General features: G+C 62.3%; 17 protein-coding genes and 6 pseudogenes. 16 read left to right on the forward strand and 7 right to left on the reverse strand.

Annotated elements, in window-relative coordinates; all coding sequences use genetic code 11:
• The first annotated feature begins 82 nt into the window (after nt 1–82).
• From trpS to recR, 3 genes and pseudogenes are all read left to right on the forward strand, one after another.
• Entirely contained in the window at nt 83–1,162 is a 1,080-nt protein-coding gene (gene trpS / locus ACQB61_RS19035) for a tryptophan--tRNA ligase (RefSeq protein WP_430513899.1), read from the forward strand.
• A 17-nt stretch (nt 1,163–1,179) separates the two neighbouring features.
• Complete coding sequence (locus ACQB61_RS19040) at nt 1,180–1,500, forward strand: YbaB/EbfC family nucleoid-associated protein (RefSeq protein WP_430513900.1); 321 nt, start codon at nt 1,180–1,182, stop codon at nt 1,498–1,500.
• 311 nt (nt 1,501–1,811) lie between these two features.
• A pseudogene (gene recR, locus ACQB61_RS19045) lies at nt 1,812–2,419 on the forward strand (recombination mediator RecR).
• A 13-nt stretch (nt 2,420–2,432) separates the two neighbouring features.
• On the opposite strand, the gene ACQB61_RS19050 reads toward recR, so the two are convergent.
• Nucleotides 2,433–3,161 (reverse strand): class I SAM-dependent methyltransferase, encoded by a 729-nt coding sequence (locus tag ACQB61_RS19050; RefSeq protein ID WP_430513901.1) that lies wholly within the window; start codon nt 3,159–3,161, stop codon nt 2,433–2,435.
• Between the two features lie 290 nt (nt 3,162–3,451).
• On the opposite strand from ACQB61_RS19050, the gene ACQB61_RS19055 reads away from it, so the two are divergent.
• The 8 genes and pseudogenes from ACQB61_RS19055 (at nt 3,452) to gshB (ending at nt 10,818) form a co-directional block, all read left to right on the forward strand.
• Complete coding sequence (locus ACQB61_RS19055; protein ID WP_430514419.1) at nt 3,452–4,120, forward strand: sulfate transporter family protein; 669 nt, start codon at nt 3,452–3,454, stop codon at nt 4,118–4,120.
• A gap of 72 nt (nt 4,121–4,192) precedes the next feature.
• Nucleotides 4,193–5,096: pseudogene (locus ACQB61_RS19060) on the forward strand (glutaminase).
• A 252-nt stretch (nt 5,097–5,348) separates the two neighbouring features.
• Nucleotides 5,349–5,753, forward strand: coding sequence for a succinate dehydrogenase, cytochrome b556 subunit (gene sdhC, locus ACQB61_RS19065; protein ID WP_430513902.1), 405 nt, complete (start codon nt 5,349–5,351; stop codon nt 5,751–5,753).
• Nucleotides 5,754–5,764: 11 nt separating this feature from the next.
• Nucleotides 5,765–6,148, forward strand: coding sequence for a succinate dehydrogenase, hydrophobic membrane anchor protein (sdhD, locus tag ACQB61_RS19070; RefSeq protein WP_430513903.1), 384 nt, complete (start codon nt 5,765–5,767; stop codon nt 6,146–6,148).
• 92 nt (nt 6,149–6,240) lie between these two features.
• Nucleotides 6,241–7,979 (forward strand): annotated as a pseudogene (gene sdhA, locus ACQB61_RS19075) (succinate dehydrogenase flavoprotein subunit).
• A gap of 74 nt (nt 7,980–8,053) precedes the next feature.
• On the forward strand, nt 8,054–8,833 hold the full coding sequence (locus ACQB61_RS19080; RefSeq protein WP_430513904.1) for an FkbM family methyltransferase: 780 nt from the start codon (nt 8,054–8,056) through the stop codon (nt 8,831–8,833).
• Nucleotides 8,834–8,888: 55 nt separating this feature from the next.
• Nucleotides 8,889–9,671, forward strand: coding sequence for a succinate dehydrogenase iron-sulfur subunit (locus ACQB61_RS19085; protein WP_019964270.1), 783 nt, complete (start codon nt 8,889–8,891; stop codon nt 9,669–9,671).
• 202 nt (nt 9,672–9,873) lie between these two features.
• Entirely contained in the window at nt 9,874–10,818 is a 945-nt protein-coding gene (gene gshB / locus ACQB61_RS19090; RefSeq protein WP_094462570.1) for a glutathione synthase, read from the forward strand.
• Between the two features lie 27 nt (nt 10,819–10,845).
• Here gshB and ACQB61_RS19095 read toward each other — a convergent pair whose 3' ends face one another.
• On the reverse strand, nt 10,846–11,667 hold the full coding sequence (locus ACQB61_RS19095; RefSeq protein ID WP_430513905.1) for a cyclase family protein: 822 nt from the start codon (nt 11,665–11,667) through the stop codon (nt 10,846–10,848).
• A gap of 202 nt (nt 11,668–11,869) precedes the next feature.
• Here ACQB61_RS19095 and ACQB61_RS19100 point away from each other — a divergent pair.
• From ACQB61_RS19100 to ACQB61_RS19110, 3 genes and pseudogenes are all read left to right on the forward strand, one after another.
• Nucleotides 11,870–13,395 (forward strand): annotated as a pseudogene (locus ACQB61_RS19100) (YifB family Mg chelatase-like AAA ATPase).
• 137 nt (nt 13,396–13,532) lie between these two features.
• The gene (locus ACQB61_RS19105; RefSeq protein WP_430513906.1) at nt 13,533–14,381 is read left to right on the forward strand and encodes an AraC family transcriptional regulator; all 849 of its coding nucleotides are present in this window, start codon (nt 13,533–13,535) and stop codon (nt 14,379–14,381) included.
• Nucleotides 14,382–14,471: 90 nt separating this feature from the next.
• Nucleotides 14,472–14,843: a cupin domain-containing protein gene (locus ACQB61_RS19110; RefSeq protein ID WP_430513907.1), complete on the forward strand. Its 372-nt coding sequence runs from the start codon at nt 14,472–14,474 to the stop codon at nt 14,841–14,843.
• Nucleotides 14,844–15,074: 231 nt separating this feature from the next.
• On the opposite strand, the pseudogene ACQB61_RS19115 reads toward ACQB61_RS19110, so the two are convergent.
• The 3 genes and pseudogenes from ACQB61_RS19115 to trpA form a co-directional block, all read right to left on the reverse strand.
• Nucleotides 15,075–16,390: pseudogene (locus ACQB61_RS19115) on the reverse strand (bifunctional folylpolyglutamate synthase/dihydrofolate synthase).
• 201 nt (nt 16,391–16,591) lie between these two features.
• Nucleotides 16,592–17,506, reverse strand: coding sequence for an acetyl-CoA carboxylase, carboxyltransferase subunit beta (gene accD, locus ACQB61_RS19120; RefSeq protein WP_430513908.1), 915 nt, complete (start codon nt 17,504–17,506; stop codon nt 16,592–16,594).
• Nucleotides 17,507–17,542: 36 nt separating this feature from the next.
• The gene (trpA, locus tag ACQB61_RS19125; RefSeq protein ID WP_430513909.1) at nt 17,543–18,370 is read right to left on the reverse strand and encodes a tryptophan synthase subunit alpha; all 828 of its coding nucleotides are present in this window, start codon (nt 18,368–18,370) and stop codon (nt 17,543–17,545) included.
• Nucleotides 18,371–18,705: 335 nt separating this feature from the next.
• Between trpA and ACQB61_RS19130 the strand changes: the two genes are divergently transcribed.
• Nucleotides 18,706–18,861 carry a hypothetical protein gene (locus ACQB61_RS19130; RefSeq protein ID WP_430513910.1) on the forward strand — a complete coding sequence of 52 codons (156 nt, stop codon included), beginning with the start codon at nt 18,706–18,708 and terminating at the stop codon, nt 18,859–18,861.
• A gap of 160 nt (nt 18,862–19,021) precedes the next feature.
• Here the strand turns inward: ACQB61_RS19130 and trpB are convergent, their stop codons facing one another.
• Both trpB and ACQB61_RS19140 read right to left on the reverse strand, forming a co-directional pair.
• Nucleotides 19,022–20,227, reverse strand: a complete 1,206-nt coding sequence (trpB, locus tag ACQB61_RS19135; protein ID WP_430514420.1) for a tryptophan synthase subunit beta — start codon at nt 20,225–20,227, stop codon at nt 19,022–19,024.
• Nucleotides 20,228–20,335: 108 nt separating this feature from the next.
• Nucleotides 20,336–20,901 (reverse strand): annotated as a pseudogene (locus ACQB61_RS19140) (phosphoribosylanthranilate isomerase); the annotation flags it as partial.
• A gap of 407 nt (nt 20,902–21,308) precedes the next feature.
• Here ACQB61_RS19140 and ACQB61_RS19145 point away from each other — a divergent pair.
• Nucleotides 21,309–23,303, forward strand: coding sequence for a methyl-accepting chemotaxis protein (locus ACQB61_RS19145; protein ID WP_430514421.1), 1,995 nt, complete (start codon nt 21,309–21,311; stop codon nt 23,301–23,303).
• Nucleotides 23,304–23,316: the final 13 nt, after the last annotated feature.

Here is a 23,316-nt window from a genome sequence, read left to right on the forward strand (position 1 = left end):
CAGCGGTTCGCCATAAGAACAGCGGCATTCTGCCTTCCCATTACCGGGCCCTTCCAACCGGCCAACTCTCAGGGACTTGATCATGACGGCTTTCCAGCCCCGCTGCTTTTCTGGTGTCCAGCCAACCGGCAATCTCCATCTCGGCAATTATCTGGGCGCCGTTTCCCGCTGGGTGCCGCTGCAGGACCAGATGCCGTCGATCTTCTGTGTTGTGGACATGCACGCGATCACCGCAGGCTTTCCTGACGCAAAGGAGCTGATGAGCGCGACCCGTGAGGTGACTGCTGCCTACATCGCCGCTGGCATCGATCCGAAGCGTTCCATCATCTTCAACCAGAGCCAGGTTAAGGAACACGCGGAACTGGCGTGGATCTTCAACTGCGTGGCCCGCATGGGCTGGCTGAACCGGATGACCCAGTTCAAGGACAAGGCGGGCAAGAACAGCGAGAACGCCTCCGTTGGCCTGTTCGCCTATCCGAACCTGATGGCCGCCGACATTCTGGCCTACCGCGCCACCCACGTGCCGGTGGGCGATGACCAGAAGCAGCATCTGGAGCTGACCCGCGATATCGCGCAGAAGTTCAACAATGACTTCGCAGAGCGCATCAAGGAGCTGGGCATCGGCGTGCCGAACCCGACGCCCTCGCCGGAAGTGCCGGACGAGCTCTATCTACCGCTGCCTGAGCCGATGATTGCCGGCCCCGCCACCCGCATCATGAGCCTGCGCGATGGCACCAAGAAGATGTCCAAGTCGGACCCGTCCGACCTGTCGCGTATCAACCTCGCCGACGATGCAGACGCCATCTCCAAGAAGGTGAAGAAAGCCAAAACCGATCCCGAGCCGCTGCCGAGCGAAGTGGAAGGCCTCAAGGGCCGCCCCGAGGCGGACAATCTCGTTGGCATCTTTGCAGCTCTGGCAGGCAAGACGAAGGAAGAGGTCATCCGCGACTACGGCGGGCAGCCCTTCTCCGTCTTCAAGCCGGCGCTGGCAGATCTTGCCGTCGACAAGCTGGCGCCGCTTTCGGGCGAAATGCGCCGCCTGATGGCCGATCCGGCCGAAATCGACAAAGTGCTGAAGGCAGGCGCGGAAAGCGCTTCGGCGATTGCCGAACCGGTGCTGCGCGACATGCGCAAGATCATCGGCTTCCTCGACGTGCGCTGAGCCAAAAGGAGATACCCATGGACTTTCTCAAGATGATGAAACAGGCCAAGCAGATGCAGGAGAAGATGGGCTCCCTGCAGGAAAGCCTGGCCGCCGTTGAAGTGACCGGCAGCGCTGGCGCCGGTCTTGTCACCGTCACCTTGTCCGGCAAGGGCGAGATGAAGGGCCTGAAGATCGATCCGTCTCTAGCCAAGGAAGACGAGGTGGAAATCCTCGAAGACCTGATCCTTGCGGCCCATAATGATGCCAAGGCCAAGGCCGAGGCCATGATGGCGGAGAAGACGCAGGAACTCATGAGCGGCATGGGCTTGCCCGCTGGCTTCAAGCTGCCGTTCTGAGAGAATGGGGCCGGAGTTGTCTCCGGCTGTAAGAGAAGAGGAAGCTACTTTCCTTTGGCCGCAGCGCCCCTCTCCCCCTTGAGGGGGAGATGTCTGCGTCAGCAGACAGAGGGGGTAGCAGCGCTTGAGCAAGGCAGGACCTCTCTTACGAGCAGACAGTCAGTTACCCCCTCTGCCCCCTACCGGGGGCATCTCCCCCTCAAGGGGGAGAGGGGTGTCCTAGTCAACGGCTTGTATCTGCGGGCACTTGCCTGCAAACAGAAGAACGGCAGTTTCTGACCAGCGTCAGCTGCGGATCACAAGGGGGCAGCATGGCCAGCAGAAAGGTCGCAGGACCCGAGATTGAACGCCTGATCCAGCTTCTGGCGAAGCTGCCCGGCCTTGGGCCCCGTTCGGCACGCCGGGCGGCGCTGCATCTGATCAAGAAAAAGAACAACTGCTCGTGCCGCTTGCCTCCGCCATGGCCGTGGCCGTGGAGAAGGTCGGCGTCTGCTCGGTCTGCGGCACGGTCGATACCTCCGATCCTTGCGCCATCTGCTGCGATCCGGCCCGTGATGAGGGTCTGCTTGTCGTCGTTGAGGATGTGGCAGATCTCTGGGCGCTGGAACGGGCGGCAGCCCTCAACGCCCGCTATCACGTGCTTGGCGGCACCCTGTCCCCGCTGGATGGCGTCGGGCCGGAGGATCTCAATATCGCTTCGCTGGTGGAGCGGGTGAACCGGGGCGGCGTCCGCGAGGTGATTCTGGCCATCAGTGCCACAGTGGAAGGCCAGACGACAGCCCATTACGTCACCGGCGAGCTGGCCGCCTCCGGCGTCACGGTCTCGCGCCTCGCCCACGGCGTGCCGGTCGGTGGGGAACTGGATTATCTCGACGAGGGCACGCTGGCTCAGGCTCTGAAAGCCCGCACCCGTCTTTGATGCCCTTTTCGTTTCAGTGAGAGGGACCTGCCTCGTAGACGAGGAAAGAGCAGGGCATGGGACCAGTAAGGCGGAACACCTCTTGTGCCTGCGCAAAGCCTGCGGCACGGCCGAGCGACTTCCAGCCATCCAGCGTCTCGGGAAAATCGAAGCTGTTGATGTGCTGCCACATGTGGTCGAACTCATGCGGGGCGAGCACCGCCCAGGCCTGACGCAACTCTCCCGCCATGCGCGCCATGAAGGCATCGCGGGTCTGGCCGTCCGGCAAAACCGGCTCATAGACCGCAAGCATGCCACCCTTGCTCAGAGCATTTCGGGCAAGGGCAAAAAGCTGGCGCTTTTCATCCTGAGGCAGATGATGAAGCGACAGGCCGCACCAGATCACATCCACCGGTCCGCAGGTCTGTGACGACAGAGCGCTCAACATGTCGGTTTCCTCCAGCGTGACCGGGAAGGGGGCAGAGGCAAGGTTGTCGCGTGCCAGCGACAGAGCCATGGCCGACAGATCAATGCCGCGATAGGCAGAAACCGGGCAGCGGCTCAGCACACTACTTGTCACTGTGGCATCACCGCAGGCCAGCTCAAGAACGGAAAAGGGCGCCGAAAACCGGGCGGAAATCTCCCGCTCCAGCACTTCGGCCACCTCCACATGGCCGAAAAGACCGGAGCTGGTGAGCTTGCGGTAGATACCCCATTCAAAGCGGAAAAGATCCGCTGCGTTCTGCTTGCTGCTTGCCGGCATGCTCTCCTCCCACGGAAATAGGCCGCAACCGTCCCGCATGGTACACCAATTTACCCGGGTCACCAATGGACGCTGTTGCAACCTGAACTGTGAAATGCGGTTTGGGGTTCCTGTCTTGTGGCCGGTGCAGGCGGCGCTTATCTCTCGCCTGAAAGACCGTGATACCAAGGCTTTCGATGCTGACGCATCACGCCTTGAAATTGCTCAGATGCCGTACGGGCTCGACCAGCTCTCGACGAGCCGGGCTCATCGAGAGCTGGTATGAGACGCGCAAGGACTGGAAGCTGCCGATGATTTCCGATGCAATCCGCTCACTGGGGCAGGTTTTTGAGCCGGCTTTCCGGGCAATCCTCATCAAATCCCTGGCTTTCACGCTGGCCGTGCTGATGGTGGTTTGGATCGGGCTGCAAGCGCTGGTCGCCGGATTTGTGGAACTGCCCTATCCCTGGCTCGATACGGTCGTCACGATCCTGACCGGTATTGGCGCAATCTTCGCGCTGGGTTTTCTGGTGGCGCCGGTAACGGCCCTCTTCGCCGGTTTCTTTCAAGACAATGTCGCCGAAATTGTCGAGCGGACGAATTATTCTGCCGATCTGCCGGGCAAGGCCATGCCGCTGGGAACATCGCTGATCTCGACGCTGCGGTTCACCGGCGTGGTCATTCTGGGCAATCTCTTTGCGCTGGTGCTGCTGCTGGTGCCGGGCATCAACCTCATCGCCTTCTTCGTGGTGAATGCCTACCTGCTGGGCCGTGAGTTCTTCGAGTTCGCCGCCTCCCGCTTCATGCCGCAAGCGGAAGCCAGGCGGCTGCGGCAGGCGCACAGCGGCAAGGTGTTCATCGCCGGTCTGCTGATTGCCGCTGTGCTGGCCGTGCCACTGCTGAACCTCGTTACGCCCGTATTTGCCACGATTTTCATGGTCCATCTGTTCAAACGGCTTTCCTTGGCCCGCCGGGTATGATTGGGTCCGCCACCCGGTAGCGGCAGAGGAGGAGCCTGCCGCAGACCGCAGACAGATCATGGGCGGGAGCAGATGCAGGATCTTCTGAACGCAATCGTCAGCGACGCCATGGCCTCGGACGACAGGGGCAAAGTGGCGGACTATATCCCGGAGCTTTCCCGGATTGATCCGAATCAGTTCGGGATCTGCGTGGCCACCGTATCCGGCGAGGTCTATGCCGCAGGGGATGCGGATACGCCCTTCTCGATCCAATCCGTATCCAAGGTGTTCGCACTCGCTCTGGCGCTGGGCAAGGTGGGTGACCAACTGTGGCACCGGGTAGGGCGGGAGCCATCGGGCCTTGCGTTCAATAGTCTTTTGCTACTTGAACACGAGAGCGGAATTCCTCGCAACCCTTTCATCAATGCCGGGGCGCTGGTGACCACCGACACCTATCTGGCGGACTCCTCCCCGCGAAGCGCTGGGGCAGATGGTGCGGTTTGTGCAGGCAGCCTGCGATTTTGAAGACATCCGCATCAACCAAAATGTTGCACAATCAGAAATTGCAACCGCAAACCGGAACTTCGCCCTTGCCCATTACCTTGCTTCCTTTGGCAACTTGCGGAACAGCACCGACAAGGTACTTGGCACTTACTGTCACCAGTGCGCCATCGACATGAGCTGCCGCCAGCTGGCGCTGGCCGGGCGGCTGCTGCTCGAAGGGCCGGACATGCCGCGCCTCATCTCGCGCGAGAGGCGCCGGCGCATCAACGCACTGATGATGACCTGCGGGCATTACGACGGCTCGGGCGACTTCGCCTTCCGCGTTGGCCTGCCGGGAAAAAGCGGTGTTGGCGGCGGAATACTCGTCATCGCGCCGGGCCGTGCCGCCATCGCCGTCTGGTCTCCAGGCCTGAACCAGTACGGCAATTCCAAGTTGGGAACGGAAGCCATGGAGACCTTTGCGCGCAAGACGGGCTGGTCTGTCTTTGGATAAACCTGAAGATTCTCGTCAAGTTAAAGCTGTTTCCGCGCCTGCATAAACTTCACGCCATATTAACCTGCTCTGGTCTTTCAATCGTTCAAACCCGCGAGAATCCGGGCTTCGTATTGGAGGAAAGAAACTCAATGCAGTTTTCACCCTCAGGATACTTTGACGTACCGTGTTCTTGGCGCTATTACCCCACTAGACAACGCCGCAGATTGCTGACGTTTACGTAAACGGTAGCATGGCGTCGGACGGGAGAGAATGTCCATGCCGGATGTCGATGTGAAGGGCAGCCGCCCTCTGTCGCCCCATCTTCAGATCTACAAGCCGATCCTGACGATGGTGATGTCGATCCTCCACCGCATCACCGGTGGGGCGCTTTATTTCGGGACCCTGCTGCTGGCCTGGTGGCTCATCGCCGCCGCCTCCGGCGAGGCCTATTATGATTTCGTCAATGGCCTGATGGGCTCGATCCTTGGCCGCCTGGTGCTGTTCGGCTTCACCTGGGCCCTTGTTCACCACATGCTGGGCGGCATCCGCCACTTCATCTGGGACATGGGCGCAGGTTTCAGCCGTGACGCGCGCGAATGGCTGGCCCGTGCCACCATCATTGGCTCCGTCGTGCTGACGATCCTGCTGTGGATCATTGGCTACATGGTCCGCTGAGGAGATTGATCATGAGCGATATGCGCACTCCCCTCGGCAAGGTCCGCGGCCTTGGCTCCGCCAAGGAAGGCACCGAGCATTTCTGGCGCCAGCGCGTCACGGCCTTTGCCAACGTCTTCCTCATCTCGTTCTTCATCGTGCTGGTCATTTCCCTGCAGGGCTCAAGCCACACGGAACTGGTTGCAGCCCTGAAGAACCCGCTGCTGTCGATCCTGCTTCTGCTGGTCATCCTGTCCGGCATCTATCACATGAAGCTCGGCATGCAGGTCATCATCGAGGACTATGTCCACGGTGACGGCGTGAAGTTCCTCGCCCTGATGGCCAACATCTTCTTCTGTGCCGCTGTCGGCCTCGGATCGGTGTTCGCGGTCATCAAGATTGCCTTTGGAGGCTGATCCACATGGCCAAGACCTATGAATTTGTCGAACACACCCACGATGTGGTGGTGGTCGGCGCCGGCGGTGCCGGCCTGCGCGCCACCCTCGGCATGGCCGAGCAGGGCCTGCGCACGGCCTGCATCACCAAGGTGTTCCCCACCCGCTCCCACACGGTGGCTGCACAGGGCGGCATTGCCGCCTCGCTGAAGAACATGACGCCGGACTGCTGGGAATGGCACATGTACGACACGGTGAAGGGCTCCGACTGGCTCGGTGATACCGACGCCATGGAGTATCTGGCCCGTGAAGCGCCGAAGGCCGTGTATGAGCTGGAGCATTATGGCGTGCCCTTCTCGCGCACCGAAGATGGCCGCATCTACCAGCGCCCCTTTGGCGGCCACATGCAGAACTACGGCGAAGGCCCCCGGTGCAGCGCACCTGCGCAGCGGCTGACCGTACCGGCCACGCCATCCTGCACACGCTCTATGGCCAGTCCCTGCGCCACAACGCCGAATTCTACATCGAGTATTTCGCACTCGACCTGATCATGTCGGAAGACGGCGTGTGCCAGGGCGTGATTGCCTGGAACCTCGATGACGGCACCATCCACCGCTTCTCTGCGAAGATGGTTGTTCTGGCGACCGGCGGTTATGGCCGCGCCTATTTCTCCGCCACCTCGGCCCATACCTGCACCGGCGACGGCGGCGGCATGGTGGCCCGTGCGGGCCTGCCGCTGCAGGACATGGAATTCGTGCAGTTCCATCCGACCGGCATCTATGGCTCCGGCTGCCTCATCACCGAGGGTGCCCGCGGCGAAGGCGGCTATCTGGTCAACTCGGAAGGCGAGCGCTTCATGGAGCGCTATGCTCCCTCCGCCAAGGACCTTGCCTCCCGCGACGTGGTTTCGCGCTGCATGACCCTGGAGATCCGTGAAGGCCGCGGCGTCGGCAAGAACAAGGATCACATCTTCCTGCACCTCGACCACCTGGATCCGGCCATGCTGGCCGAGCGTCTGCCGGGCATTTCCGAATCCGCGAAGATCTTCGCGGGCGTGGATGTGACCAAGGAGCCGATCCCGGTTCTGCCGACCGTGCACTACAACATGGGCGGCATTCCCACCAACTACTGGGGTGAAGTGCTGAACCCGGATTCCGCCAACCCGAACCGCATCCAGCCGGGCCTGATGGCCGTGGGTGAGGCGGGCTGTGCATCCGTGCATGGCGCCAACCGTCTTGGCTCCAACTCGCTGATCGACCTCGTGGTCTTCGGCCGCGCCGCTGCCATCCGCGCAGCCGAGGTTGTGGATCCCAAGTCCGCAGTGCCCACGCCGAACGAACGCTCCTGCGAGGAGATCATGGCCCGCTTCGACAAGACGCGCCATGCCAGCGGCAGCACGCCGACGGCGGCTCTTCGCGAGAAGATGCAGCGCGCCATGCAGGAAGACGCGGCTGTGTTCCGCACCCAGGAAAGCCTGGAGCAGGGCTGCAAGCGCCTCTCCGCCATCTGGGGCGAAATGAGCGACCTGAAGGTCTCCGACCGGTCCATGGTCTGGAACTCGGATCTCGTGGAAACCCTCGAGCTGCAGAACCTGATGGCCAACGCCATCACCACGGTTTACGGCGCCGAGGCCCGCAAGGAGAGCCGTGGTGCCCATGCCCGCGAGGACTACAAGGATGGTCCGCTGGGTGGCCGCGATGACGACAACTGGCGCAAGCACACCCTGTCCTGGGTGGATGAGGCCGGCAACGTCAAGCTGGACTACCGTCCGGTCGTCCTCGAGCCGCTGACGCCCTATGAGCAGGGCGGCATCGACCCGAAGAAGATCGCCCCCAAGGCACGCGTCTACTAAGGACGGCACCCGATGTCCGCAACCGCCCGGTCAGACACCAGCTCCCCTTCGGCACCTACCGTGCCGAGGGTCTGGTGCGTCTTGCCTGGCGGCTTGCGGACCGGCATGACATTTCCGCCGCTCTGCGCAAGCGGATCAGATCACTGGTGGCCCGCCTGTTCGGCGGCCCCTATGACACGGTGGTGGAAGGGCTGAAGTTCCGCGTCTATCCAGGCGCCAACTACGATGACCGCAAGATGCTGGCGCGGGGCCGGCTGCCGGAGCGGGCCGAGCACGGCCTTCTGGCACCGCTCATCCACCGCGGCGCGGTCTTTGTGGATGTGGGCGCCAATGTAGGCACCTATTCCCTGTTTGCCGCTGCTGCCGGTGCCCGTGTGCTGGCGGTGGAGGCGAGCGAGGAGACGGCGGAAAAGCTGGCCTTCAACATTGCGGCCAATGGCGTTGGCAACATCACGCTGGTGCGCACGGCGGTTGGCGACCGGGAGGGGGAACTCTCCCTCTGGCGCGAGCCGTCCAACGCAGGCTTTGCCACTGTGGTGGAAGATCTGACCACCGGCGAATGGGCCGGAAACTGGTCCAATGTCACCGTTCCGGTGCGCCCGCTGCTCGATGTGATCAGTGAAGCCGGGCTTGAGCGGGTGGATGTCATGAAGCTGGACGTGGAAGGGTTTGAGGATCGGGTCCTCTTGCCCTATCTGCGCACGGCAGACCGGGACCTGTGGCCCCGGGCGATCCTGATTGAAACAAACTGCCGGCCGCACTGGGCCGAGGACTGCCTGACCAATCTGGCACTTCTCGGTTATGCGAAGGCCGGTGAAACCAGAGACAACATCCTGTTCCGGCTCGATGCCTGACGGGGAACTGTTTGGCCCGGACATCCATCCGGCGCCGTAACGCGGAGCGACGATAATGGTTCAGCTGACGCTTCCCAAGAACTCGAAGGTGACCGAGGGCAAGGTCTGGGACAAGCCGGCGGGCGCCACCAACCTGCGCGAATACCGGATCTACCGCTGGAATCCGGATGACGGGCGCAACCCCCGCATCGACACCTATTTCGTCGATCTCGACGACTGCGGCCCGATGATCCTGGACGGTCTCATCTACATCAAGAACAAGATCGATCCGACGCTGACCTTCCGCCGCTCCTGCCGCGAAGGCATCTGCGGCTCCTGCGCCATGAACATCGACGGCACCAACACCCTTGCCTGCACCCGCGGCATGGATGAAGTGTCCAAGGGAGCCATCAGCATCTACCCGCTGCCGCACATGCCGGTGGTGAAGGATCTTGTGCCGGACCTGACCCGCTTCTACGCCCAGCACCGCTCCATCGAGCCCTGGCTGAAGACGGTTTCCCCGGCGCCGGAAAAGGAATGGCGCCAGAGCCATGAGGACCGCGCCAAGCTGGACGGCCTCTATGAGTGCATTCTCTGCGCCTGCTGCTCCACCTCCTGCCCGTCCTACTGGTGGAACGGTGACCGCTACCTCGGCCCGGCCGTGCTGCTGCAGGCCTACCGCTGGCTGATCGACAGCCGCGACGAGGCCAAGGGCGAGCGTCTCGACAACCTCGAAGATCCGTTCCGCCTCTACCGCTGCCACACCATCATGAACTGCGCGCAGGCCTGCCCGAAGGGCCTGAACCCGGCCAAGGCCATCGCGGAGATCAAGAAGATGCTGGTGGACCGCCGCGTCTGACCCTGCGCAAGGTACACGCAGCTGACAGCTGATCAGGGCCCGCTCTGTCCCTTCCGCCAGGATCGGGGCAGGGCGGGCCTTCTTTATGACAGGGAGGCGGTCTTTGATCCGGCTGCCTATTCTGGACAAACCGGTCCAGAAATCACATATGTAAGTGCCCTGCCGCACAGCGGCACCTGACAAAGCTTTCCGGAGAACAGGCATGGCCCTGAAGGTCGCGGTCCAGATGGACCATATTTCGTCCATCAACATTGCCGGTGACAGCGCCTTTGCGCTGATGCTGGAGGCGCAGGCGCGCGGGCACGAGCTTTACCACTACACCCCCGACCGGCTGGCGCTGAAGGATGGCAAGGTCTTCGCCGCGCTGGAGCCTGTGACGGTGCGCGACGAGAAGGGCAACCACTTCACGCTGGGCGAGAAGCAGCGCACAGACCTGTCGCAGATCGACGTGATCCTGATGCGCCAGGACCCGCCCTTCGACATGGCCTATGTGGCCGCCACCCATCTTCTGGAGAAGATTCACCCGCAGGTGCTGGTGGTCAACAATCCGGCGGAGGTGCGCAACGCGCCCGAAAAGCTGTTCGTCACCGAATTTGCCGACCTGATGCCCCCGACGCTGATCACCCGCGACCGCGCCGAAATCGACGCCTTCCGTGAGGAGCACGGCGACATCGTCATGAAGCCGCTGTTTGGCCATGGCGGGGCGGCGGTGTTCCGTATCACCAATGATGACCTCAACTACGGCTCACTCTACGACTTCTTCGCCGCCACCTTCCGCGAGCCCTGGGTGATCCAGCGCTTCCTGCCCAATGTGAAGCACGGCGACAAGCGCATCCTGCTGGTGGACGGCGAATACGCCGGTGCCGTCAACCGCGTGCCCGCTCCGGGCGATCTGCGCTCCAACATGGTGCGCGGCGGCTCGCCGAAGGAATCCGAACTGAGTGACCGCGAGCGCGAGATCTGCGCCCGCCTCGGGCCCGCCCTCAAGGCCAAGGGGCTGATCCTCGTCGGCATTGATGTGATCGACGGCAACCTGACGGAAATCAACGTCACCGCCCCCACCGGCATCCGCGCCGTCAAGCGCCTCGGCGGGCCGGATATTGCTGCCCGCGTCTGGGACGTGATCGAGGCCAAGCGCCGGGCGTAAAGCCCGGCACTCTCTCCCGCCCGGGCTTTACGCCAGCGCGAAGATGCGGGCCGGGCCGCCGGTGCCGCCCCGGTGCTTGGGCGCGCCAACGAACAGTGTTGCGCCCTTGGCCGGCAACTGATCCAGATTGGCGATGCACTCGATGCCCCAGCGGTTTGAGGGCAGCCAGTCGTAATGCACCGCGAAGTCCGGCGACATGCCGTAGTCCAGAGACAGGGTATCGGAGGCAATGCCGGAGATATTTCCCGTCTCCCGGAGCATCTGCGAGGCTTCCACATGGAAGCCGGGGAAATGCATCTTGCCATCCGCATCGGCGTTGCGGAATTTCTCCGTGTTCACATGCTTGTCCCAGCCGGACAGCATGGCAACGCAGGCGCCTTCCGGCAGATCGCCATGGGCGGCCGTCCAGGCATTGATATCGTCAGGCGTCAGCTGCGCATCGGCGTTTTCCGCAGCCTTTGCCCGGATATCGATGATGCAGAGCGGCACAACGAGATTGGCCACCGGAATTTCCGCAACCGACAGCCCGTCAGCCGAGAAATGCAAGGGCGCATCCACATGGGTGCCGGTGTGCTCGTTCACGCGCAGCTCGAACAGGTTGAACTTGTCCTTGGCATAGTCGAACAGCTTTTCGGCAAAGAACTGCTGCTGGCCGAAGAAGGTCGGGAAGGCCTCGTGCAGCTCATGGGTCAGGTCACTGACCTTGCTGGGCACCGCCGCCATAGCGGAAAAGGGCGCGCTCACCGCGGCAGCGGCCGCCACCGCGCCGCCCACGGCCGCGGCCCGGAAAAGATCGCGCCGCGACAGCATCCGCTCCTTCACGGCATTCATCACACACACATCACACATGGCTGGTCCCCTTTGCCTGTCTGGGCTTGAGCCTTTTCAAGGCGTGATGCGTCAGCATCTCAGAGCCTTGGTATTATGAAAAGATGCTGCAACCTGTCCCGAAAAAGCGCAAGACCAAAGAAGCGGCGTTAATGTTCTGTTTACGTTCTTGACTCCTGAAAAGTTGCCGTAATCTCGAATGCGACCCATGGGGGAGGCGCGTATGGTAAGCCGGGTGACGACAGTCGCATTTCAGGGCATCGAGGCAGTGCCCGTTGATGTGCAGGTGCAGGTAGGGCCCGGCATGGTGGCCTTCACCGTGGTGGGCCTGCCGGACAAGGCGGTGGCCGAAAGCCGGGAGCGGGTGCGTGCCGCCCTGCATGCCTCGGGTCTGGCGCTTCCTGCCAAGCGGGTGATCGTCAATCTCGCCCCCGCCGATCTGCCGAAGGAAGGCTCCCATTACGACCTGCCGATCGCGCTGGGTATCATGTCTGCCATTGGCGCCATTCCGCCGGACATGCTGGCCGACTATGTGGTTCTGGGAGAGTTGGGGCTCGATGGCACGCTGGCGCCGGTGGCCGGGGTGCTGCCTGCGGCCATGGGCGCCAACGGGCTTGGCAAGGGGCTGATCTGCCCGGAGGAATGCGGGCCCGAAGCGGCCTGGGCCGATGGGGAGATGTCCATTCTTGCCCCGCGATCGCTGATCCAGCTTGCCAATCATTTCAAGGGCACCCAGGTGCTCTCCCGGCCATCCCCGCGCCTGCGGGGCCTGCCGGCCAACCTGCCGGACCTTGCCGATGTGAAGGGGCAGGAGACGGCCAAGCGTGCGCTGGAAATTGCCGCAGCCGGTGGCCACAACATGCTGATGGTTGGCCCGCCGGGCGCTGGCAAGTCGATGCTGGCCAGCCGCCTTGCCTCCATCCTGCCGCCACTTTCGCCGAAGGAACTCCTGGAAGTGTCCATGATTGCCTCCCTCGCCGGAGAGCTGGCCGATGGCAAGCTGACCGACCGGCGCCCCTTCCGTGCGCCGCATCACTCTGCGTCCATGGCAGCGCTCGTCGGCGGCGGTTTGCGGGCGCGGCCGGGGAAGTGTCGCTCGCCCACAACGGCGTGCTCTTTCTGGATGAGCTGCCGGAGTTCCAGCCGCAGGTGCTCGACAGTCTGCGCCAGCCGCTGGAGGCAGGGGAAACCATCATTGCCCGGGCCAATCACCGGGTCACCTATCCCTCGCGCATCCAGCTGATTGCGGCGATGAACCCTTGCCGCTGCGGCCATGCGGGCGAGCCGGGCCACCAGTGCCGCCGGGGCCCGCGCTGCGCCAGCGAGTATCAGTCCCGCGTTTCCGGCCCCTTCCTCGACCGGCTGGACCTCAGGATCGAGGTCCCCGCCGTCACCGCCAGCGATCTGCTCACGCCCGGCCGTGCGGAAAGCTCTGCCGCCGTGGCCGAAAGGGTGGCCATGGCCCGCGATCAGCAGGAGGCGCGCTACCGGGCACTGGGGCTTTCCGCCCGCACCAATGCGCAGATGCCTGCTGCCGTGGTGGAGGAGGTAGTGGCGCTGGACCCGTCAGGCCGCCAGTTCCTCACCGATGCCGCCAACAGCCTCTCCCTCAGCGCCCGTGGCTATCACCGCGTCCTCAAACTCGCCCGCACCCTCGCCGACCTCGACGGCGACCCCACCGTCACCCGCATTCACCTCGCCGAGGCCCTCAGTTACCGGGGGCAGGATGTTCTCAAGCAGGCTGCATGAGGGGGTGAATAGGCGGATTTTCGAGGCTGTCCCGGTTGTCCGGCATTCCGCCCGGCGGCATAATCGGCAAAGCTGAGTATTTGTTCCGGGACAGCGGCTTTGGCCACCGGTCTTCGGAGGATCAGGAAGACAGAACCTTGCATGCAGGAACGGGCAAGCTGGAAGAGACGCCGGGCGGCAGGGCTGCGGGCTGGATCAATCTGGCGTCCAGCATGGAGGGCTGCGAACGCATAGAGGCCTATTTCTCGGGTCCGGCGTATCAGCCGCACCGGCACGACACCTATGCCATCGGCTGCACACTCTCTGGCGTGCAGCAGTTCCGGTACCGGGGTGGGGTGAGCGAGGGCCTTCCGGGCACCGCGATGGTCATTCATCCCGATGAGCTGCACGACGGTCAGGCAGGAACCGAAGACGGCTTCCATTACCGGATGTTTTATCTCGACCCTGCTCTTGTTCAGACCGCGCTCGGCGCGCATCAGCCCCTGCCGTTCATTCCCGGTGGCATCAGCAGCGATCCGCGGCTGCTCAAGGCAATTTCCGGCCTCGTTGGGCACATCGGCGAGCCCATGGAGACGCTGCAATACAACGATGCCGTCTATGATCTGGCACTTGCCCTGCAGGCCGCAGGAGAGCCCTCTGCCGCCAGGGTCATACGTGCACCGGACAGCCGGGCCGCCCATATGGCGCACGACTTTTTGCGGCAGGGTTACAGGCACGCCATTTCCCTGGAGCAACTGGAGCAGGTGACGGGACAGGACCGTTGGCAGTTGTCGCGCGATTTCCGGGCTCTCTTCGGCACCAGCCCTTACCGCTATCTGACTTTGCGCCGGCTTGATCACGCAAGGGCGCTCATCCGTGGTGGTACGTCTCTGGTACAGGCAGCTCTCGAGGCTGGATTTGCCGATCAGGCGCATTTCACCCGCCACTTCCGAAGCAGCTTCGGCATCACGCCCGCCCGCTGGCGGCGGCTCATCTGCCAGACCTGATCGCGCTGACGCGCAGCTTGCACGATCGTTCAAGAAGCCGCCCACCGGTCCGGTCTAGCCTGCTGTTCCCCCGCAACGGAGCAGGACAGCATGGACAAGACATACAAGGCCATCAATTTCGCTGAAAAACTGGCGCTGATTGACGCACTCTGGCAGCCCCGCGTTGCTGCCGAGATGAATGAGTATCAATTCAAGCTGGTGCGGATCGAAGGGGATTTCGTCTGGCACGACCACCCAGAGACAGATGAAACCTTCATCGTACTGAAAGGGCAGCTCCGGATTGATTTCCGCGACGGTGCCGTTTTGATTGGTGCCGGAGAGATGTTCGTCGTGCCAAAAGGCGTGGAACACAAACCCTATGCGGAGCAGGAGGTGCATCTTCTGCTGATCGAGCCACGCGGCATCCTCAACACCGGCCATGCTGGCGGGGAACGCACCGCACAGAACGATCTCTGGATCTGAGGTACGGGTTGCAGGCCTGTGCCTCAACGCCGTGAGCTTACCTTGGCACGGTGTTTCAGCACTCCTCCGCCTCGCGCGGGGCAGTGTTTACAAGGGACCGCCAGTGGGGCTCCAACTCCTCTCCCTCCTCAAGGGGGAGAGGGGCGCCGCGGCAAAACGGAATGACCTCCGTCGAGGAGGAGGGGCTTGCCCTCTCTCGCGTCTTCGCAGCCGGGTACTCCTTCGGCGCCCCTACCTCGGCGCCATTCCATTGGCGGCGAGGACGTCGCCCACGAGGTAGAGCGAGCCGCAGACGAGGATGCGGGGGGCTCGCCGTCGCGGGCGGCGCAGCGGCGGATATCGGCGACGGCGGCCTGCAGACTGTCGAAGGGCGTGGCTTCCAGACCGGCGGTGCGGGCGAAGTCGGCCAGCTCGAACGGATCATGCGCCGCATTGGTGGATTTGACCGGTACGGTGGCCACATGGCGCACGAGGCCGTGGAAGGCGCGGTAGAAGCCGATCGGATCCTTGGTCGTCAGCATGGCCGAGATCATGTAGAGCGGGCGCGGGTGGCGCTCCTCCTGCTCGCCCATGAAGGCGGCAACGCGCAAGGCAGCGCCCGGATTGTGGCCGCCATCGACCCAGATTTCCGCCCCTTCCGGGCATTGATCGACAAAGGGGCCATGGGTGAGCACCTGCAGCCGCCCCGGCCAGACCACATGCTTGAGCCCGCGTGCGATGGTGGCCTCGTCCGGCAGCAGGCCTGCGGTCTTCAGCGCCGCAATCGCCAACCCGGCATTGATGATCTGGTGGCCGCCGGTCAGGCTCGACAGCGGAAGGTCGTAGAGCCCGTCATCGTCCTGATAGCACAGCCTGCCCTGATCCTCGCTGGCGGTATATTCCTGCCCAAAGCGGATGATGGGCGCGCGGTTGCGGGCGGCAACCCGGTCCAGCACCGCCTGCACCTCATCCTCCTGCGGGGCTGAGACAACGGGGCAGCCGGGCTTGATAATGCCCGCCTTTTCGCCCGCGATCTCGCTCAAGGTGTTGCCGAGGAATTTCTCGTGGTCATGAGAGATGGAGGTGATGACCGACACTAGCGGCTGCGCAATCACATTTGTCGCGTCAAGCCGCCCGCCAAGACCCACTTCCAGCAGCAGCACATCGGCAGGCTGTTCCGAGAACAGCAGCAGGGCAGCGGCCGTGGTGATTTCGAAGAAGGTGATCTCGTTCCCGGCATTCGCCTCTTCGCAACGGTCGAGCGCGGCCATGAGGCGCGGATCATCGACCAGCTTGCCATGCTCACCGAGGCGGATGCGCTCGTTGAAGGCAACCAGATGCGGTGACGTATAGACGTGGCAGCGCTTGCCGGAGGCCTCCAGAATGGCGCGCATGGTGGCCGTGACCGAGCCCTTGCCATTGGTGCCCGCCACATGGATCACCGGCGGCAGGCGCCGTTCCGGGTTGCCCAGCGCCGCCAGCAGACGGTGCATGCGGTCCAGCGACAGGTCAATCTGGCGCGGGTGCAAGGCGAGAAGCCGGTCGAGAATGGCGGTGATCTGGTCCATGGTTTCCCTGCGGATGGCACAAACATTCTGGAGCTGCCGGTGGCAATATTCTGCCGGGTCAGCCCCGTCTCTTTGCTTTCAGGCCGGCCGTTTCAAGGGCCTTGCGCTGGCTTGCGGGAACGGATGATCCCGCAAGGCGAGCCTCTCATGCTTGTGTCAAACAGACATGAAGCATCGGCAGGCCGCCCTGCGGGTTATTTTTCAGGCTGCGGAGGCCTGATCCGGGGCGGCCTCTTCCGCAGGCGGATCAAGGTCCGGCAGGGTCAGCTCACGCTTCATGAAAATACCGGCGAGGCGCGAAATGGTGTCCTTCAGGTCGTGGCGCTTCACCACCATGTCCACCATGCCGTGGGCCAGCAGGTATTCGGCGCTCTGGAAGTCATCCGGCAGCTTTTCGCGGATGGTCTGCTCGATCACACGGCGGCCGGCAAAGCCGATCTGCGCGCCCGGCTCGGCGATGTGAACGTCACCCAGCATGGCGTAGGAGGCCGAAACGCCGCCCGTGGTCGGGTTGGTCAGCACCACGATGTAGGGCAGGCGTGCCTCGCGCAGCATCTGGATGCCGATGGTGGTGCGCGGCATCTGCATCAGCGACAGGATGCCTTCCTGCATGCGGGCACCGCCGGAGGCAGCAAACAGCACGAAGGGGGTCTTGTGCTCTACGGCGGTCATCATGCCGGTCAGGATGGCTTCGCCTGCGGCCATGCCGAGCGACCCGCCCATGAAGTCGAAATCCTGCACCGCTGCGGTGAAATCAAGGCCGTTGACGCGGCCGCGCGCCACCAGAACCGCGTCATCCTCGCCGGTGCGGGTGCGGTATTCCTTCAGGCGGTCGGCGTATTTCTTGGTGTCGCGGAACTTCAGCGGATCAGCGGTCACGGAAGGCGTTGCCACCCGGTCATAGCTACCACCGTCGAAGAAGGATTCGAGGCGCTTCTTGGCCGGAATGCGCATGTGGTAGCCGGAGTTCGGCACGACCCACAGGTTAGCTTCCAGATCGCGGTGGAACACCATTTCGCCCGTTTCCGGGCATTTGATCCAGAGGTTTTCCGGCATCTCGCGGCGCGACAGGAAGCTGCGCAGCTTGGGCCGTACGACAGTGTTGATCCAGTTCACGGCAAATCCCGTTCGTTGTTGGTGCCTGTCAGCCGGTCAGCGGGCGCGCGCCACGCCTCCGGCCAGGGAGGACACAAGATTTGTCACGGCGGCGACGGTCTTGTCCGTTGCCTGTCCATCTGCATCGAGGCTGTTGCGGATCGCCTCCACCAGCACGGAGCCGACGACCACGCCGTCTGCATCCTTGCCAATGGCCTCAGCATCCTCAGCCGTCTTGACGCCGAAGCCGACGGCAACCGGCAAGTCCGTATGGCTCTTGATCCGCTTCACCGCCGCCGAAACATTGGTGGTATTCAAGGCCGCCGACCCGGTGATGCCGGTGACGGAGACATAATAGACGAAGCCGGACGTATTTTTCAGCACCGCCGGCAGGCGGCGGTCATCCGTGGTCGGCGTTGCCAGGCGGATGAAGTTGATGCCGCCTTCCAGCGCCGGGATGCAGAGCTCGTCGTCAGCTTCCGGCGGAATATCGACAACAATCAGGCCATCCACACCTGCGGCATGCGCCTCGGCAACAAAAGCCTCCGGCCCGCGCACATAGATGGGGTTGTAGTAGCCCATCAGCACGATGGGCGTATCCTGATCCTTTTCGCGGAACTTGCGCACCATGGCGAGCGTCCGGTCCATGGTCTGGCCGGCCTTCAGCGCCCGCTGGGTGGCAAGCTGAATGGGAATGCCTTCCGCCATCGGATCGGAAAAGGGCATGCCCAGTTCGATCACGTCGGCCCCTGCCGCGGGCAGGGCCTCAAGGATCGCCTGCGATGTGGCCAGATCCGGATCACCCGCCGTGATGAAGGTGACAAGGGCCGGACGCCCCTTTTCGGCACAGGCCTTGAATCGGCGGTCGATGCGCGTCCCGGTCATTCAGCTTCCCATCCTTGAGGATCTGTTCGCAGATCTGGTTTGCCGGCAGGCAACCCGGATGGCGGGCGCACTGAACCTTGAAACCAGCGCTTGGATGTAGGGGGCTTCAAGGCCTTCTGTCAACGCATCGCGGCAGGGAAAGACAAGAAAGGCTGAATCGTGCGGCTTTTCACGCGAGGTAGAGATGCCACAGCGGCAGAAATCCTGTCATTTGAGCCATGCAGCGGTTGCAGGGTTGGTCTGCAAGGGTACCTCTTGATGCGCACATTGTGCGCCTCTATCTCTTGAAGACAAGGCCGGGCTGGCCATGAACAACAAGAAAAGGAGCCTCCGCCATGACCCATGAAACAAGAACGCGCCTCGCCGGGATTGGCCGCATCTTTAGCGACCGTGAACCGCAGGCAGCCCTCCCGCGCAAGGACCGCAACGGCCCGGGCGCATTCGAGTTCTATCTCACCGCCATGTTCGCCGGCGGCCTCACGGGCCGCTGAACAGACTGGGCTCTCATGCAAAGGCCCCGCAGTATAGAGAACTGCGGGGCCTTTGGTGTTTGTGGGGAAGGTCTGGGGACCACTCGGTTCCAGAGCGGTCAGATGAGCCCGTTACAATGGCCACATAAGAGGTCCCAGCCAGGCAAGGCAAAGCCTCAGATCACAGATCGAAGCCGAGCATCTTGCCGACGGTGAATACGTCCTTGTCGCCGCGGCCGCACAGGTTCATGACGATGATCTGGTCCTTGCCCATCTTCGGCGCCATCTTGACCACCTGGGCCAGCGCATGTGCAGGTTCCAGCGCAGGGATGATGCCTTCCACCTTGGTCAGAAGCTGGAATGCGGCCATTGCCTCGTCATCGGTAATCGGCACGTAATTGGCGCGGCCGATTTCCTTCAGCCAGGAATGCTCCGGCCCGATGCCGGGGTAATCAAGGCCCGCCGAAATGGAGTGGCCTTCGAGGATCTGGCCATCGTCATCCTGCAGCAGATAGGTGCGGTTGCCATGCAGGACGCCCGGCTTGCCGGCATTCAGCGAGGCGCAATGCTCGTGGCCGTCAAGTCCGCGTCCGCCTGCCTCAACGCCCCAGATCTCAACGCTCTTGTCATCAAGGAAGGGGTGGAACAGGCCGATGGCATTGGAGCCACCGCCGACGGCAGCCACGATTGCGTCCGGCAGACGGCCTTCTGCAGCCAGAATCTGCTCGCGGGTCTCCTTGCCGATCACCGACTGGAAATCGCGCACCAGCTCCGGATAGGGATGCGGGCCTGCGGCCGTGCCGATCAGGTAATAGGTGTCGTCAACGTTGGTGACCCAGTCACGCAGGGCCTCGTTCATGGCATCTTTCAGCGTGCCTGCACCAGCGGTGACCGGAACGATCTCGGCGCCCAGCAGCTTCATGCGGAAGACGTTTGGCTTCTGCCGCTCTACGTCTGTGGCACCCATGTAGACGACGCAGGGCAGGCCGAAGCGGGCGCAGACGGTGGCCGTTGCCACGCCATGCTGCCCGGCACCCGTCTCGGCGATGATGCGCGTCTTGCCCATACGCTTGGCCAGCAGGATCTGGCCAAGGCAGTTGTTGATCTTGTGGCTGCCGGTGTGGTTCAGCTCATCGCGCTTGAAGTAAACCTTGGCACCGCCCAGATGCTCGGTCAGACGCTCCGCAAAGTAGAGCGGCGACGGCCGGCCCGTGTAATGGGTGTTGAGGTTGTCCAGCTCCGCCTTGAAGGCCGGATCGGCCTTGGCGTCGTCATAGGCCTTTTCCAGATCGAGAATGAGCGGCATCAGGGTTTCGGCCACGTAGCGGCCGCCGAAAATCCCGAAATGGCCCCGCTCGTCCGGGCCAGACCGCAGGGTGTTCGCCATCGTGGTCAACTCTCGTCACTCCTTCGCATGTTCCGCGCTCCGGACTGCAGCCACGAAAGCACGTATCAACCCGCTGTCCTTCACGCCCTTGCTGCGCTCGACGCCCGAAGAGACGTCGACAGCCGTGGCGCCGCTGAGCGCAATCGCCTGCGCTACGTTGTCCGGATCCAGCCCCCGGAAAGCATGAAGGGACACGGCAGGTCAAGCGCCTTCAGCAGTGTCCAGTCAAAGGGCACCCCGTGGCCACCGGGCACATCGGAGTCTTTCGGGGGCTTGGCGTCAAACAGGATCCGCTCAGCCACATTGACATAGGGCAGGGCGGCTTCAAGGTCAGCCCTCTCGCTCACGCCAATTGCCTTGATGATGCGCCTGCGCATCATCACACGTGCAGCAGCACAGGCCTCCGGCGTTTCCTGGCCGTGAAACTGAAAGATGTCCGGCTGCACCAGCTCATTGATGCGCTGGAGGCCATGCAGATCCATATCCACCGTCAAGGCAACAATCTCGCTGCGCCCACGGGCAATATCGGCAAGGCGGCAGGCATCAGAGAGTGTCACATGGCGCGGGCTCTTGGGAAAGAACACCAGGCCAACCATATCCGCCCCGGCCTCGACGGCAGCTTCCATGGTTTCAGGGGTCGAAAGACCGCAAATCTTGATGATGGTTTTCGTCATTTTTCTTCATTAGCCGACAATCAGCAATCTGTCCGCTGTGTTCTGGCGTTTTCGCACGATTTGCCGCAAGTTGACAGATCATCTTTCGTTTGGATTTCGCAATGCACTATTTTTCAAAGAAAATTGTACGTTAGGTTAGGTTTACAAGTATGCGTGCGTGTAGTTGATATCGATAAATGAACTTATTTGCCTCTGTTTGCCGCATATTTTTGCAAATTGATTACATATTGAGCACTACATTTCGAGCGTATATTTGTTAATTGATTGGTAATTCATGTGGATGTGTACTTAAAAATAATAACATCAGTACCAGGTCACTTATGCTTTCACGCTCCTTATCGCTAAAAATAGCAATATCTGGCGCTCTGGGTCTGGCCATCGTCTTCGGTGCGGGCTCCCTCATCATGATGCGTCAAAGTGCAGATGCTCTCGACAAACAAAATGAAGCCATTCTGGAGAACATGGCTGCAGCTCAGGCTGAATCCGTTACGAAGCAGCTCGATCTCACAGCACGAATTGCTCAGAACATCGAAGCGGCAGCTCTTGCGCTCAAATCAACCGGGCAGACAGACCGCACGGTGCAGGACGCCATGCTCCGCTCCGTGCTGGAACTGAACAAGGAAGTTCTGGGCACTTATACAGCTTATGAGCCCAATGAACTGGACGGCAAGGACAAGGACTTCGCCAATACGGATGGCTCGGACGCCAGCGGACGGTTCATTTCCTACTGGCATCGGGGTAGTGGCACGCCGGTGCGCGAGGCGCTGGTGGACTATGACAATCCAGGGCCCGGAGACTACTATCAGCTGCCGAAGAAACTCCGCCGCAGTGTTGCCATCGAGCCTTATATCTATCCGGTGGGCGGCAAGGAGGTTCTCATCACCTCGTTCGTCCGGCCGATCCTGATCAATGGCAGTTTTACAGGTATAGCGGGCGTTGATGTGGATCTCAGCCAGCTCAGCGCGGAACTGAATCAGGTCAAGCCTTTCGATGCCGGGTATGTGGCTCTCGTGTCTGCCGGAGGGCTGGCGGTCAGTCATCCCAACCCGGATGCTTTGGGCAAACCGCTGGCGGATATCGATCCGGGTACAGCCAGAGCCGCCGCGCAAGCCATCAAGGACGGAAATCAGGCCATCCTGGATACCGCTGGAACAGACGGGCGGACCTGGCGCTATCTGGCCATACCCGTCAAGGCAGGCGCGAGTGAAGACCTGTGGGCCATGGTCATCGAAGTGCCCCTTGATGTGCTGAATGCGACAACCGCTGAAAACAGGCGCACGATGATCATCGTGTCGGTCGCAGCCATCGGTTCTGCAATCCTGTTGCTTTACGTCCTGATTACATTTCTTGCCGGCCGGCCGCTCCAGCATTTGGGAAGTGTTCTCAACCGGATGGCTGCGGGTGACCACAATGCCGAAGTTCCGGAGGCTGCACGCCGTGATGAGATCGGAACCATTGGTCAGGCCGTCATAAACTTCCGTGACAATCTGAGGGAGCGCGCCATCGCAGATGCAGAAGCCCAGCGCGAGCGGGTGGAACGCGAAGCCGAAGAGCGCCGCGAGACCATGGCAAGGCTTGCGCAGGATTTCGAGTCTGCCGTGGGTGGCATTGTTGAGACCGTTGCCCGGTCGGCGCAAGACATGCGTCAGTCGGCACAGTCGATGAATGAACTTGCCGCCGGTGCTACCGAACGCACCACAACGATTGCCTCAGCCACGGAACAGGCGGCTGGCAGCGTGCGCACGGTTGCGGCCGCATCGGAGGAAATGAGCGCATCGATCAATGAAATCGCCAACAAGGCAATTGCTTCGTCCGAGATCGCGCGCAAGGCAGTGGACGAGGCCAACCGCTCTGACAGCCGCATCCGGGAGCTGGAATCGGCCGCCGCCAAGGTTGGAGAAGTGGTCAATCTCATTCAGGCGATCGCTTCGCAGACCAACCTTCTCGCCCTCAATGCCACGATCGAGGCCGCCCGTGCCGGAGAAGCCGGCAAGGGCTTTGCCGTGGTGGCAACAGAAGTGAAGTCTCTGGCCACACAGACGACCAAGGCGACTGATGAGATCGGCGAACAGGTGGCAGCCATTCAGGAAGCGACAACAGGTACGGTCGCAGCGCTTGCCTCCATCCGCAACATCATCGACGAAATGAGTGAGTATTCCGCCAGCATCTCGGAAGCGATGGGACAGCAGGGGATGGCAACGGATGACATCTCTCGCAATGTGCATGAGGCAGCCAAGGGCACAGACGAGGTGGCGAACCACGTCCATTCCATAGCCGAAGCCACCCAGCGTACGGGTGAAGCCTCCCGGACCGTGCTACAAACCTCAAGCGAACTTGTCGGCCAGGCCGAGAACCTGAAGGACCAGGTTTCGAGCTTCGTCCGCCAGGTCCGCCACGGCTGATCATTGGCAGCAA

It is taken from the genome of Pannonibacter phragmitetus, assembly GCF_050510895.1.
GTDB lineage: Bacteria > Pseudomonadota > Alphaproteobacteria > Rhizobiales > Stappiaceae > Pannonibacter > Pannonibacter phragmitetus_B.

What these genes read in the sequence shown, in the direction of transcription:
- trpB (WP_430514420.1), bottom strand. Translation starts at nt 20,227, where the DNA reads ATGGCGAACACCCTGCGGTCTGGCCCGGACGAGCGGGGCCATTTCGGG.
- ACQB61_RS19055 (WP_430514419.1), top strand. Translation starts at nt 3,452, where the DNA reads ATGATTTCCGATGCAATCCGCTCACTGGGGCAGGTTTTTGAGCCGGCT.
- ACQB61_RS19145 (WP_430514421.1), top strand. Translation starts at nt 21,309, where the DNA reads ATGCGTCAAAGTGCAGATGCTCTCGACAAACAAAATGAAGCCATTCTG.
- sdhC (WP_430513902.1), top strand. Translation starts at nt 5,349, where the DNA reads ATGTCCATGCCGGATGTCGATGTGAAGGGCAGCCGCCCTCTGTCGCCC.
- trpA (WP_430513909.1), bottom strand. Translation starts at nt 18,370, where the DNA reads ATGACCGGGACGCGCATCGACCGCCGATTCAAGGCCTGTGCCGAAAAG.
- ACQB61_RS19085 (WP_019964270.1), top strand. Translation starts at nt 8,889, where the DNA reads ATGGTTCAGCTGACGCTTCCCAAGAACTCGAAGGTGACCGAGGGCAAG.
- ACQB61_RS19110 (WP_430513907.1), top strand. Translation starts at nt 14,472, where the DNA reads ATGGACAAGACATACAAGGCCATCAATTTCGCTGAAAAACTGGCGCTG.
- trpS (WP_430513899.1), top strand. Translation starts at nt 83, where the DNA reads ATGACGGCTTTCCAGCCCCGCTGCTTTTCTGGTGTCCAGCCAACCGGC.
- sdhD (WP_430513903.1), top strand. Translation starts at nt 5,765, where the DNA reads ATGAGCGATATGCGCACTCCCCTCGGCAAGGTCCGCGGCCTTGGCTCC.
- ACQB61_RS19040 (WP_430513900.1), top strand. Translation starts at nt 1,180, where the DNA reads ATGGACTTTCTCAAGATGATGAAACAGGCCAAGCAGATGCAGGAGAAG.
- ACQB61_RS19130 (WP_430513910.1), top strand. Translation starts at nt 18,706, where the DNA reads ATGACCCATGAAACAAGAACGCGCCTCGCCGGGATTGGCCGCATCTTT.
- ACQB61_RS19050 (WP_430513901.1), bottom strand. Translation starts at nt 3,161, where the DNA reads ATGCCGGCAAGCAGCAAGCAGAACGCAGCGGATCTTTTCCGCTTTGAA.
- ACQB61_RS19095 (WP_430513905.1), bottom strand. Translation starts at nt 11,667, where the DNA reads ATGTGTGATGTGTGTGTGATGAATGCCGTGAAGGAGCGGATGCTGTCG.
- gshB (WP_094462570.1), top strand. Translation starts at nt 9,874, where the DNA reads ATGGCCCTGAAGGTCGCGGTCCAGATGGACCATATTTCGTCCATCAAC.